The organism is Jiangella aurantiaca (genome assembly GCF_004349105.1).
Lineage (GTDB): Bacteria > Actinomycetota > Actinomycetes > Jiangellales > Jiangellaceae > Jiangella > Jiangella aurantiaca.
On record NZ_SMLB01000012.1, the window covers coordinates 1 to 12,421 of the forward strand.

Below are 12,421 nucleotides of genomic sequence, written 5' to 3' on the forward strand. Positions count from 1 at the left end.
CAGTCCCGCGCGCCGCTCCGCCGGGATGTGCCTGGTCGCCAGCGCCCCGAACCCCGTCGACACCCCGTAGTACGGCAGGTCCGCGACGGCGAGCTTCTCGATCACCTCGCGGCTGCGCGCCACCGCCGCCCGCGCGTCGGCGCCCAGCTCGACGCCGGCGCCGCCGCGGGCCACCGCCACGATCTCGTCGAAGGACACCGGACCGGTGCCCACCACAACCCGCCTCGCCGTGATAGCCGTCATGCCGACAGTGCAGCGCACGGCAGCGACACCGCGGAACCGGCTTGGCCGCGATACTGTCTGTGATCCCAGACAAGGAGACCCGATGGGCGGAAGCACCCGCGTTCCGGCCCTCCGACACGGGGTGGCCCTGCTCCAGCACCTGGCCACGCTGGGCGGACCGGCACCGGCGTCGGCGCTCGCCGAGGCGCTCGGCCTGCCTCGCTCGACGACGTACCACCTGCTCACCGAGCTGGAGCGAGCGGGCCTGGTCGTGCATCTGCCCGAGGAACGCCGCTACGGGCTCGGCGTCGGGGTGTACGAGCTGGGCGCGGCGTACACGAAGCAGGCTCCGCTCACCCGGATGGCACGGCCACTGCTCGCCGCGCTCGTCGACTCGACCGGTCACGGCGCGCACCTGGCCGTTCTCCACGGCCGGGAAGCCCTCTACCTCGTGGAGGAACGTGCTCGAGGCGGTCCGTCGCTGGTGACCGATGTCGGCGTACGGCTGCCGGCGCACCTCACGGCCAGCGGCCGCGCGATACTGGCGGCACTGCCTGCGGCGCAGGTGCGCGCGCTCTTCCCTGACGCGACGTCGTTCGTCGACCGGCACGGCGCCGGCCCGACGAGGCCCGGGGAGCTGCGTTCACTGCTGGTCGAGGTGCGGCGACACGGTTTCGCCGTCGAGGACGGCGCGGTGACGCCGGGCTTCGCCTCGGTCGCCGTGGCCGCGAGCGACCACACAGGGCACCCGGTCGCCGCCATCGCCCTCACCTTCGACCGTTCGACGGCGGGGGAGCCGCCGTGGGAGGGGCTGGCCGGCCGCGTGGCCGCGACGGCCACCGAGTTGTCCCGCCGGCTCAGCGGCTCGTCTCAGCGGGTGGTGTCGGTCTCGGCGGCGGAGAGCTCCGGAAGGCCGCCGTGGTACCCCCAGGCGGCCAGTTCCGTGCGGGACCGGACGGCGAGCTTGCGATAGATGTTCTCCAGGTGCCGCCCGACGGTGTTCTCGGAGATGCCCAGCTCCTTGGCCACCAGCCGGTTGGTCAGACCGCGCGCGGCGAGCAGGGCGACTTCGCGCTCGCGCTGGCTGAGTAGGGCGTCGGGTGCCGATTCCTCGGCGACCGGTGGCGCAGCGTCTGGTGGTGTTTCGGCGAGGCTGGCCGGCGCCGTGGCCCGGCCGCGCTCCCACGCCGCCGTGAACCGCTCGTCGCCGAGGGCCGCGCGGGCGGTGCCGACCAGGCGTTCCAGGGTGGCCCGCCTGGTCGGTGACGTGGACGACCCGATCGACTGCCGTACCGCCTGAGCGGCCGCATACCGCATGGTGGCAGCCTCGAACCGGCCCTGGTGCACGTCGAGGGCGGACAGGCCCTCCAGCGCCGCCGCCACGGCGGCGCTGAGGCCGATCTCGGCCGCCAGATCCAGCGCGCGCCGATAGTGCTCGACCGCTTCCACCGGCCGGTCGAGCGCGCGTTCGGCGTCGGCGGCGTTGCTCATGCTCCACGCCATGCCCCAGGTGTCGTCGAGCTGACCGAACAACTCCAATCCGCGCTCGAACAGCTCCAGCGCCTGTTCGTTGCGGCCCTGGTGCAGGTAGAGGAGCGCGAGACTGTTCGTGGCACGGGCCCGGCCGGCGATGTCGCCGATGCGCTCGCGAATGGCGAGGCTCTCCTTCAGCAGGTCCAGCGCCGGGCCGTACACGCCGAGATACGCGTGGACCTCCGCGAGACCGGTCAGCGCCGCGGCCCGCTCGGCGGGCAGGTCGGCGTGGCCGGCCCGATCGATGGCGTCCTGGTAGCACGCGCTGGCCTCGTCGTAGCGCCCCTGGCCGAACGCGATACGCCCGGCCGCGGCGGAGGCGGCGGCGAGCAGGCCGGGCGGGGCATCGGGGCCGGCCGTGGACATCGCGGCACGCAACCAGTGCGCGCCTTCGTCGAAGTAGCCCCGCATGAACCAGAACTCGGCGAGCGCGACGCTCATCGTGAGCGCCATCGACGCCCCGTTTCGGCCGGGCTGGGCGAGAACCCATTCCAAGGCCGCACGGAAGTTGTCGTGGTCGGCCTCCAGCCTGGCGAGGCGTCGTCCCTGGCCACCTTGGGCGCCGCCGTGCGCCGAGCCGAGCTCGACGGCGAGTGCGGCGAACCGTGCGCCGTGTGCGGCGCGGACGGTCTCGGCGTCGTCGGCTCGCTCCAACTGCTCGGCGGCGTACTGCCGGACGTACTCGAGCATGGCGAGCCGAGGAGTGTCGCCGACCGAGACTCGCAGTACCAGGCTCTTGTCGAGCAGGCTCTGGACGGCCGGCAGCACCTCAGCGGTGTCGCGGACGCCGGCGACGGCGGCCAGCGACGCGAGGTCGCAGCCGCCACGGAACACACTCAGCGTGCGGAACAGGCGGCCTTCGCCGGCGTCGAGCAGCCGATGGCTCCAGTCCAGGGCCGACCGCAGGGTTCGCTGCCGTTCCGGCAGGTCACGCGGCCCCGCGGCCAGCGCGTCGAGCCGTTGCCGGAGCAGGTTCAGGATCTCGGCGGTCGACAGCACCTTCAGGTGGCCGGCGGCCAGCTCGACGGCCAGCGGCACGCCGTCCAACCGGCGCACCAGCTCGACGACGGTGCCGAGGTTGGTGTCGTCGACGTCGAAGTGCGGCTGGACCGCGCGGGCGCTGTGAACGAACAGGGCGACAGCCGGGTTGGTGCGCGCCGCGGCGACGGTGAGATCTGGCGTCGCCGCAGGGACGGGGAACGGCAGCAGCTCGATCTCGTGCTCGCCGCGCAGCCGCAGACGTTCCCGGCTGGTGATGAGCATCTGCAGCCACGAGCAGTACGCCAGGATGTAGGCCAGATCCGGCCCGGCGGCCACGACCTGCTCGAAGTTGTCCAGGATCACCAGCGTCGGCGGCGTGTCCGGCGACGCGCCGATGAACGCGTCCAGAGCGCCGCCCGCGCCATGAGGAACGGCGAGCCCCAGACTCGCGGCTACTGTGGGGACGACGAGCCCCGGATCGGTCACCGTTGCCAGGTCGACGAACCGCACCCGGCCGCCGTATCGGGCCGACGACGCCTCGCCGATCGCGATGGCGAGCCGCGTCTTGCCCACACCGGCCGTTCCGGTGATCGTGACGAGGCGTGCGCCGTCGAGGACCAGGTCGTGGATGGCGGCGCGCTCGTCCGCGCGGCCGAACATCGGAGTGAGCGGTCGCGGCAGCGCGGCGTGATACGTGCGGTCCCCGGTCGTCGGCGTGTCCTTCGGTGTCCTGGCGTCGGCGCCCCCGGCAGGCGAAACCGCAGTATCGCACTTCCGGGTCGGGCGGGCGACGTCTCGCGGTGCCGGAGGCGCCGATGGGGCGAACGCACCATCGCCCATGTGTGGGGTCCGGGTGTCACGGTGGTGCATTCCGGCTATACCGGCGAGCCGTCCGGACGAGCACGATGCTGCGACCACCCTTCATCCGGGCGTCGAGAGGCTTCGTGCGCATGGAACACCTCGGTCCACCACCGGCACAGGATGCGCCGTCGCGTCTCATGCCGGGCGCGGAGGCAGCGTCGCCGCGCCTGCGGGTGCGGCGAGAGCTGTCCCAGCCACCAGGGGCGGCCCTGATCTCGCACGTGCAGCTGATGCGACGGGTTCAGGAGCTGGGCGGCTCGGCGCGGGTAGAGGTGCGGGTGGTCGGCGCGACCCAAGAGGGGCGCCCGATCCCGCTGCTCGCCGTCTCCAGCGCCGAGAACATCGCGAAGCTGGAGACGATCCGGCACCAGCACCTGGCCGGGCCGCCGCCGACCGGCCGCCCAGTCCCCGTACCGGTGCTGTTCCTCGCAAACGACCATGGGTCCGAGGCATCGCAGGTGCAGGCGCTGCTCGAGCTGGCCGAGGAGCTGGCGAGCGACGACGCTCCCGAGACCGGCGCGGCCCTGCGCTCGGTCATCGTGCTGATCATGCCCGTTGTGTCGCCGGACGGCTACGAGCGAAGCCGGCGCGAGTGGACGAACCACCCGCTGAGCAGCGGCCGGTCCGGGGACGGCAACCACTACGGCATCGGCGTCACGAGGGAGTACCTGCACTCCGACGAGCCCGAGACGTCGGCCGTGAAGTCGGTGATCTGCGACTGGCAGCCGCTGTTGGTCTGGGAGGTGCAGGAGGACGGGGCCAGCCTGGGCCGGACTCACACCGAGGTCGCGGTCGCGCCACCCCTTCGCGTGGTCGATCCCGGTGCCGCGCCGACGGCGCGGGCCGAACAGCGCGTCGGTGCGGCCATCGCAGCCGCCTGGCGTGCTGCCGGATATGACGTCCTCCACGAGCCCACGGGGCGCCACGCATGGTCGTTCGCCGGCGACAATGCCGCGCGTGTCGCACCCGAGGCCGGCCTGCGGGCCGCGATGGCCCTGTCAGGGGTCGTCGCCGTCCAGACGGTGAGTGCCCGGTCGCCGGGGACCCAGTCCTGGGAGGACCGCAACCAGCAGAAGCGCATCGCCGGACGCGCGATCCTCATGCACGTCGCCGGCGATGCGGGGGAGGACCTGGTGCGGACCCGCGTGGATGTGCTGCGCCGGGCGCTGGACCACGACGCGGCCGGCCGCTATCTGATCCCCACAGACCAGGACCCGGCGGTGGTGCGTCACGCGGTGTCGCTGCTCGAGGGTGCCGGCGTCCACGTCGAGCATCCCACCGATCCCGGCGGGACGCTCGTCGTGCCGCGGCGGCAGGCCCTCAAGGGCCTCGCGGACCTCCTGCTCTCGCCTCAGCGCGGGGGAGACGGGTCCCTGGTCATCGCCATGGGACTGGTCGTCCACGAACGGGGAGACGGCCAGGGAGAGTCCGAACGGTCGCCGGCCGGGCCGCCGGCTCGCGGCGCGGACAGCGCGGCACCGGACGGTGCACGGCGCCTGGCCGGGACACCGAGCGGGCCGGAAACGGTGACGTTTTCGGGCTCCGGCGCGATGGCCGCGGTCAACCGTCTGCTGCGCACACCGGGCGTTCGGGTCGGCTGGCTGGCCGGCGGTGATTTCGTCGCGTCGGTCCCGCCGGCCGAACACCACGTCGTCGAGATGGTGCGTGCCGTGGCGCTGGAGACGATCAACGAGTCATCGATCCACGGCGCAGGTATGGGGTACCTCGCTCGGTCCCCTCGAGTCGGCGTGTATGCCGGCCCTGGAGTGCGCGACGCGGGTCGCGCCGGCGGGCTCGGGCGGGTCCGGTGGTATCTGCGGGACGGCGAGTTCCCGGCGACGTTGCTGCGGGCCAGCGACATCGTCTCCGGAGCGCTGGACGATGTCGACGTCCTGATCGTCCCGGCCGGCGACGTGCGCGAAATCCTGCGCGGCTGGAGCGACGACGACCTCCTGCGCCGCTTTCCGTGGGACTCGCCGGGAGACGACGGAGGCCTGGCCGGCGACGGCGTGTCGGCAATCCGTTCCTTCATCGATGCCGGGGGCACGTTCATCGGGATCGACGCCGGAGGTGGCTGGCTGGCCACCCGCGACCATGCGCACCTCCTGGACGTCGGCGCCGACGATCTCCGGCCCGACGTGTCGATGGCGACGGTGCGGCCCGATGCCACCGGCCGGGTGCTTTTCGCGGGCCTCGGTGATTCGGTCCGGGTGCCCGCCGGTACCGCGTTCGTCCATCCCCCGTCCGTTCGCCGGCTGGCCGGCTACTCCAGCGGCGTCGCCGTCGACGCCGCGGCGATCATCGAGGGACACGCCGGCGCCGGACGCGTCGTGCTGTTCGGATTCGACCCCACGCATCGGCTGATCGCGCGACGCAGCGCGCGGCTACTGGGGAACGCCATCCTGCGCGCCGTGGCGACCTGGGATGGCTTCGACGACCGCGCCACACCACAGACCTAGGAGGCGATACCGATGAGGAACGTACGCATCCGACCACTGCTCGCCGCAACGCTCGCCATGACCGCGCTCGTCGCGGCGGCGTGCGGCAGCGGGAGCACGCCGGCATCGGACGGGACGGGGGACGGCGGGGGAGACCGCGAGGGACCGCTCGTGGTCAACATCCTCGGGGCGCCCACCACGCTCGACCCGGCCGCCGCGTGCGGGGTCAACGACATGCATCTGGCCGACAACCTGTACGCCCGGCTGGTCGACTATGCGACCCTGCCCGGCCCGGCCGAGGGCACGACCACCTTCGACCCGTCGAGCTTCGAGCCCTCCCTGGCCAAGTCGTGGGAGATCAGCGACGACGGCCTGGTCTACACGTTCACGCTGCCCGACGGTCTGACGTTCCCCTCCGGCGAGCCGCTGGACGCCGCCGCCGTCAAATACTCGCTCGACCGGACGCAGGCCATGGGCCTGTGTGGGAACCGGTACCTGAACGACCAGTTCGTCGATCCGCCGCTGATCTCGAGCATCGAGGCCGTCGAGCCGACGGTCCTGCGGATCACGCTGCGACAGCCGAACCAGAACTTCCTCCAAGCGCTGGCCCAGCCGGCCGCGGCCGTCGTCGACCCTCAGGTGATCGAGGCCAACGGCGGCATCGTCGAAGGAGCGGCCAACGAGTACTTCGCCAACCACTCAGCCGGTGCCACCGGTCCCTTCGTCCTGGAGGAGTACGAGCCCGGGCGGAGCGCCACGCTGGTGGCCAACCCGGACTTCTACGGCGACCCGCCGGCGTCGGAGCGGATCGAGGTCAACTTCATCACCGACACCTCCACCATGCTGCTCCAGGCCCGCAACGGGACCGCCGACGTGACGGTGGGCATCTCGAAGGCGGCGGCGCGCAGCCTCGAGGAGGACCCCTGCTGCACGGTCGTGCCGTTCTCGTCGGCGCTGGCGCTCGACATCGCCCTCAACTGGGAGTTCGAGCCGTTCGCCAACCCGCTGGTGCGAGAAGCGCTGACGTACGCCTTCCCGTACGAGGACATGCTGGCATCGGTCGGCCACGGCTATGGAGAGCCGTTCTACGGGCCGCTGGCGCCGGACATGCCGGGATTCAACCCCGACCTGAGCGAGCAGCGCCCGTACGACCCGGATCGGGCGCGCCAGCTGCTCGAGGACTCCGGCGTGACCCTGCCACTGCAGTTCGAGCTGTCCATCCCGGCCGGGCAGGAGGAGCTCGCCGAGTTCGCCACGGCTGTCCAGAGCGTCCTCGCCGAGATCGACGTCGCGGTGACGATCCGGGAGATCCCACCGGCGGAGCGCGCGGCGATCCTCGACAGCGGCGCCTACGATGCCATTGTCATCGCCGGCGGGCCGGCCATGGTCGATGCGGGCTACTTCCTCGCCTACGACATGTCGTGCGAGTCCCCGGCGAACATCACCGGCATCTGCGTCCCCGAGGCGGACGAGAACTGGGCGCTGGCGCGCCAGACCCTGGACGAGACTGAACGTCAGGGACACTGGGACGCCGTGATGCAGGCCTGGGTGGCGGCGTCGCCCAAGCTCAAGTTCTGGTCGATCCCGGCGATGGTGGTCATCGACGAGTCCATGACCTCGGTGCACTATGCGATCCACCCGAACTTCTACAGCTGGAAGTGACGGATCGCCGTGGCACTGCGACGTACGTGGCAGCGGTGGGGCCCGGGCGCGGGCATCGCGGCGGTGGGCCTCGGCCTCATCGTGGTCGCCGCCGTCGCCCTGCCGCTGCTGTGGCCGTGGAACGCCACCGCGACCGATTTCGCCGCGACGATGCGAGGACCGTCGTGGACGCACCCGATGGGGACCGACGGAGTGGGCCGGGACGTTCTGGCCCGCTTCGCCGCCGGCGCCCGGATCTCGCTGCTCATCGGGCTCGTCGCCGTCACGATCGGATCGCTGGCCGGGATGGTCGTGGGCGTGACGGCCGGGCTGCTGCGCGGGTGGGTCGACGAGGTGCTGATGCGGATCATGGACGTGCTCATGGCGTTCCCCGCCCTGCTCCTCGCCATGGCCGTCACCGTTGGACTCGGAACCGGGCTGCGCTCGGCGACGGTGGGCGTCACCCTCTCGGTCGTGCCGTGGGTCGCCCGGGTCGCCAGGGCGGAGACCTTGCGTATCACGGCGCTGCCGCTCATCGAGGCGTCCAGGGCCATCGGGCTGCCGCGGCTGGACCTGGTGCGCAAGCACGTCCTGCCGCACCTGCTGCCGTTGCTGATCATCCAGGCCACGTCGGCCTACGGGTCGGTGGTGCTCGCCGTGGCGGCACTCGGCTTCCTGGGGCTGGGCGCACAGGTTCCGACACCGGAATGGGGCGCGATGATCACGGAAGGCATGGAACCGGCCCTGGCCGGTGCCTGGTGGGTGGCCCTGTTCCCCGGCCTGGGCATGCTGACCCTGGTCGTCTGCACCAACGTGCTGTCCGACCGGATCCGGGACCTCATGGACCCGCGCGGTGCGCTGGCCGGCCGCAGGAGCCGCGGATGAGCCGGTTCCTGCTCACCCGGGCGCTCGGCGCGGCGCTGACCATCGTCGGCGCGTCCATCGCCGGATTCGTGTTCATGCGGCTGCTCCCCGGAGATCCGGCGCGCCTGATCGCGGGCGAACACGCCAGCGACGAGGCCGTCGAGCTGCAGCGGCAGGCGCTCGGCCTCCATGAGCCGATCTGGCGGCAATACCTGATGTACGTCAGCGACTTCGTCACCGGCGACTGGGGGTTCTCCTACTCTCGTGGCGAGCCGGTGTTCGACCAGTTCGTGAACGCATTGCCGGCGACGCTGGAGCTCGCGTTCGTGGCGGTCGGCACCGCACTGACCGCCTCGGTGCTGGGTGCGGTCCTGGCCACCTGGTCGCGTGGCGGCGTCGTCGACGGACTGGTCAGGGCGTCGTCGTACGTGGGGCTCGGCACCGCGCCGTTCTGGCTGGGTCTCCTGGCGCTGATCGTGTTCTTCGAGCGGCTGAGTGTCCTCCCCGGTCCGGAGGGCCGGCTGTCTCCCGGCGTCGCCGCGCCGCTGCGGGTCACCGGGTTCCACCTCGTCGACGCGCTGCTGGCCGGGCAGTGGTCGACGTGGTGGGACGCTGTGCAGCACGTGCTGCTGCCGGGGTTGACGTTGGGGTTCGTCCTGTACGCCTGGCTGGTCCGGATGATCAGGGCGAGCATGCTGGAGTTCGTGCGCGAACCCTACGCGCTCGTGGCCCGCAGCAAGGGACGTGGCCGTTGGGCGGTCGTCACCCGTGATGTGCTGCCGAACGCGTTGCTTCCGGCGATCACCGCGAGCGGACTGATCGTCGCCGAGCTGCTCACGAGCACGGTGCTGGCCGAGACCGTGTTCAACTGGCCCGGCGTGGGCCGGTTGGTGACCGACGCCATCCTGCAGCAGGACTTCGCGGTGGTGCAGGCGTTCATCATGCTCAGCGCGTTCGTCACGGTCACCGCGACCGTGGTGACCGACGTGCTGTACAGCGTCGCCGACCCGCGGGTCCGGGTGCGAGCCACATGAGCGGGGAGGGGACACCATGACCGACGTCGAGCCGGAGCCGGTGCTCACCGTGCGGGGACTGAGCACGGAGTACGCCACAGACCGTGGACAGGTGCGTGCCGTCCGGGACGTGTCGTTCGAGCTGCGTCGCGGCGAGCGGCTGGGCATCGTAGGCGAGTCCGGCTCCGGGAAGTCGGCTCTCGCGTTGTCGATCCTGGGGCTGATCGAGCCCCCGGGGCGCACCGTCGCGGGAGAGGTCTGGCTGAACGGGCGGGACCTGCGCACGCTGAGCGAGGCCCGGCTGAACCGGATCCGCGGCAAGGAGATCAGCGTCGTCTTCCAGGATCCGCTGACCGCGCTGAACCCGGTCCGCCGGATCGGGCCGCAGCTGGCCGAGGCGATCACCATGCACCAGGACGTCGGCAGGGCGGCGGCCAAGCAGGCGGCCATCGAGCTGCTCGACGACGTGGAGCTGCCACGGCCGGCCGACTGTTATCGCCGCTACCCCCACGAGTTGTCCGGCGGGATGCGGCAACGGGTGATGATCGCCGTCGCCCTCGCCAACGCCCCGGACGTGCTGATCGCCGACGAGCCGACGACCGCCCTGGACGTCACCACCCAGGCGCAGATCATGCGGCTGATCGACAAGGTGGTGGACGAGCGCGGCACCGCCGTCGTCCTGATCACCCACAACATGGACCTCGTCGCCGACTTCTGCGACACGGTGCAGGTCATGTACGCCGGCCAGGTCGTGGAGCGAGGACGGCGAGAGCAGCTGCTGAGTGGCAGCGCCCACCCTTACACGGCCGCCCTCATGGTGTCGGTGCCGTCGCTGGACACCGACCGTGCGGCGCCATTGCGATCTCTCGAGGGTCTTCCTCCGGATCTCGCCGTCGAGCACACCGGATGCGCGCTGGCGCCGCGCTGCGTGCTCGGCCGGGAGCGGGAGCGGTGCCGGTCCGAGTCACCGGCGATGACGGCGGTGGTCGGTGACGCCGCGTGGGTCAGCCGCTGTCACTTCGCCGGCGAACAGCACCGGCTGACGATGGAGACGACGCCATGACCGCACCACTCACCGCTGGGCGCCGGCCCGCGCTGACCGCGCCGCTGCTGGAGGTGGACCGACTGACCAAGGTCTTCACGACCGGATCGAGACGGTCCGGCGAGCCAGTCCGCGCCGTCGACGACGTGAGCTTCGACGTCGCGCGCGGCGAGATCTTCGGCCTGCTGGGCGAGTCCGGCAGCGGAAAGTCGACCCTCGCGCGCTGCCTCCTGCGGTTGATCGCGCCCACCTCGGGGTCGGTGCGCTTCGACGGCGTGGACGTGCTGGACTTGCCGGAGGCGGCGATGCGCAAGCTGCGCGCCAGGATGCAGATCCTCTTCCAGGACCCGTACTCGTCCCTCGACCCGAGAATGACGGTGCGCGAGATCGTGGGCGAGCCGCTGACCGCGCACACCGCGACCAGCCGGCGCGACCGCGAGCAGCGGGCGGACGACCTGCTCACCCTGGTCGGCCTCGACCCAACGGCCGGGCGGCGACGGCCCCACGCGTTCTCCGGCGGGCAGCGGCAGCGCATCGCGCTCGCCCGCGCGCTGATCCTCGACCCGGATCTGGTGGTGCTGGACGAGCCGGTGTCGGCGCTGGACGTCTCCGTGCAGGCCCAGATCATCAACCTGCTCCGGGAGACGCGGCGCCGGCTCTCGCTGACCTACGTCGTCGTGCTGCACGACCTGGCGATCGCCCGCTACCTGTGCGATCGCGTCGCCGTGATGCAGCGGGGGCGCTTCGTCGAGATCGGGGCAGCGGCGGACGTGCTCGAGTCGCCCCGGCACCCGTACACCAGGCAACTGCTCGACGCGCTCCCGGGGCGTGGACGTCGCGAGGCGCTCCATGGTAGGGCGCCTGGGGTGGCCGGCCCGATCGCCGACGCGCGCGGGGAGCTCCGTGAGGTGGTCCCGGATCGGTGGGTGAGGGAATGACGCGCGGTGAACGGCTCGTGCCCTTCGGCGACGGGTGGCACGTCTACACGCGATGGGTCGGCCACGACCGCTCCCGCACCCCGCTGCTGTGCCTGCACGGCGGTCCCGGCTCGGTCTCCCATGACGTACTGGAACCGCTCGAACGCCTCGCCGATGACGGCCGGCGGGTGATCTTCTTCGACCAGCTCGGGTCCGGCAGATCCAGCCGACCTGCCGATCCCTCCCTGTGGAGCAACGAACTCGTCCACGCGCAGATCGACACGATCCGCGACGAGCTCGGCCTCGACGAGGTGGCGCTCCTCGGGCACAGCTACGGCGGGTGGGTCGTGCAGGAGTACGCGCTCGGCGATCCCGTGGGGCTGCGCGGCATCGTGCTGGCCGACACCGCGCCCGATGCGAAGATGTATCTGGCGGAGGGGATGCGGATCCGCCGGGGCCTGCCGCCGGCGACGCAGGCCGTGCTCGACCGGCACGAGCAGGGCGGCACGACGGACGACCCGGAGTACGCCGCGGCGTACCAGCAGTACCTGGACGTCTTCACGTGCCGCCTCCGCCCGCTTCCAGACGCCATCCGGCGCGCTCGGGCGGGAGGAAATCCCGAGGTCAGCCGGATCATGTGGGGCCCAGGCGGGCGCAGCTTCGAGATGACCGGACGGCTGCGCGGGTGGACCGTGCTCGACCGGCTGCACCGCATCGCGGTTCCCACGCTCGTGATCACCGGTTCGGAAGACATGGCTTCACCGGCGATCGCGCAGACCATGGCGGCGGCCGTTCCAGGTGCGCGCTGCGTGGTCGTCGACGGCGGCTCGCACACGCCGTGGTTCGAGGACCCCGATGCCTTCTGCGAAGCCGTCGAGACGTTTCTGAGCGGCATCGACGCATCGTGAC

10 protein-coding genes are annotated in these 12,421 nt (G+C 71.8%); 8 read left to right on the forward strand and 2 right to left on the reverse strand.

Annotated elements, in window-relative coordinates:
* Nucleotides 1–243, reverse strand: a 243-nt coding sequence (locus E1262_RS11065) for an aromatic amino acid lyase (RefSeq protein WP_162605866.1), incomplete at its 3' end; no start/stop codon positions are given.
* 82 nt (nucleotides 244–325) lie between these two features.
* On the opposite strand from E1262_RS11065, the gene E1262_RS11070 reads away from it, so the two are divergent.
* The gene (locus E1262_RS11070; RefSeq protein WP_132103196.1) at nucleotides 326–1,195 is read left to right on the forward strand and encodes an IclR family transcriptional regulator; all 870 of its coding nucleotides are present in this window, start codon (nucleotides 326–328) and stop codon (nucleotides 1,193–1,195) included.
* Here E1262_RS11070 and E1262_RS11075 read toward each other — a convergent pair.
* Nucleotides 1,093–3,396 carry an ATP-binding protein gene (locus tag E1262_RS11075; protein WP_132103197.1) on the reverse strand — a complete coding sequence of 768 codons (2,304 nt, stop codon included), beginning with the start codon at nucleotides 3,394–3,396 and terminating at the stop codon, nucleotides 1,093–1,095. The two genes, E1262_RS11070 and E1262_RS11075, sit on opposite strands and share 103 nt — an antisense overlap.
* Nucleotides 3,397–3,827: 431 nt before the next feature.
* Between E1262_RS11075 and E1262_RS11080 the strand changes: the two genes are divergently transcribed.
* From E1262_RS11080 to E1262_RS11110, 7 genes are read left to right on the forward strand one after another with little or no spacing between them, the layout of a single operon-like run.
* Entirely contained in the window at nucleotides 3,828–6,056 is a 2,229-nt protein-coding gene (locus E1262_RS11080) for a M14 family zinc carboxypeptidase (RefSeq protein ID WP_162605867.1), read from the forward strand.
* Nucleotides 6,057–6,068: 12 nt separating this feature from the next.
* Nucleotides 6,069–7,697 carry an ABC transporter substrate-binding protein gene (locus E1262_RS11085; RefSeq protein WP_132103199.1) on the forward strand — a complete coding sequence of 543 codons (1,629 nt, stop codon included), beginning with the start codon at nucleotides 6,069–6,071 and terminating at the stop codon, nucleotides 7,695–7,697.
* A gap of 9 nt (nucleotides 7,698–7,706) precedes the next feature.
* Nucleotides 7,707–8,561, forward strand: a complete 855-nt coding sequence (locus E1262_RS11090; protein ID WP_203453764.1) for an ABC transporter permease — start codon at nucleotides 7,707–7,709, stop codon at nucleotides 8,559–8,561.
* Nucleotides 8,558–9,574 carry an ABC transporter permease gene (locus E1262_RS11095; RefSeq protein ID WP_132103200.1) on the forward strand — a complete coding sequence of 339 codons (1,017 nt, stop codon included), beginning with the start codon at nucleotides 8,558–8,560 and terminating at the stop codon, nucleotides 9,572–9,574. Before E1262_RS11090 ends, E1262_RS11095 begins: the two co-directional genes overlap by 4 nt.
* 16 nt (nucleotides 9,575–9,590) lie before the next feature.
* On the forward strand, nucleotides 9,591–10,616 hold the full coding sequence (locus E1262_RS11100) for an ABC transporter ATP-binding protein (RefSeq protein WP_132103201.1): 1,026 nt from the start codon (nucleotides 9,591–9,593) through the stop codon (nucleotides 10,614–10,616).
* Entirely contained in the window at nucleotides 10,613–11,533 is a 921-nt protein-coding gene (locus E1262_RS11105) for an ATP-binding cassette domain-containing protein (RefSeq protein ID WP_132103202.1), read from the forward strand. The genes E1262_RS11100 and E1262_RS11105 overlap by 4 nt, the downstream gene beginning before the upstream one ends.
* Nucleotides 11,530–12,420 (forward strand): proline iminopeptidase-family hydrolase, encoded by an 891-nt coding sequence (locus tag E1262_RS11110; RefSeq protein ID WP_132103203.1) that lies wholly within the window; start codon nucleotides 11,530–11,532, stop codon nucleotides 12,418–12,420. Before E1262_RS11105 ends, E1262_RS11110 begins: the two co-directional genes overlap by 4 nt.
* Nucleotide 12,421 lies beyond the last annotated feature (1 nt).

Excerpts from the sequence above, each read along its gene's own strand:
- E1262_RS11105 (WP_132103202.1), top strand. The coding sequence starts at position 10,613 with ATGACCGCACCACTCACCGCTGGGCGCCGGCCCGCGCTGACCGCGCCG.
- E1262_RS11075 (WP_132103197.1), bottom strand. The coding sequence starts at position 3,396 with ATGTTCGGCCGCGCGGACGAGCGCGCCGCCATCCACGACCTGGTCCTC.
- E1262_RS11095 (WP_132103200.1), top strand. The coding sequence starts at position 8,558 with ATGAGCCGGTTCCTGCTCACCCGGGCGCTCGGCGCGGCGCTGACCATC.
- E1262_RS11085 (WP_132103199.1), top strand. The coding sequence starts at position 6,069 with ATGAGGAACGTACGCATCCGACCACTGCTCGCCGCAACGCTCGCCATG.
- E1262_RS11080 (WP_162605867.1), top strand. The coding sequence starts at position 3,828 with ATGCGACGGGTTCAGGAGCTGGGCGGCTCGGCGCGGGTAGAGGTGCGG.
- E1262_RS11110 (WP_132103203.1), top strand. The coding sequence starts at position 11,530 with ATGACGCGCGGTGAACGGCTCGTGCCCTTCGGCGACGGGTGGCACGTC.
- E1262_RS11070 (WP_132103196.1), top strand. The coding sequence starts at position 326 with ATGGGCGGAAGCACCCGCGTTCCGGCCCTCCGACACGGGGTGGCCCTG.
- E1262_RS11100 (WP_132103201.1), top strand. The coding sequence starts at position 9,591 with ATGACCGACGTCGAGCCGGAGCCGGTGCTCACCGTGCGGGGACTGAGC.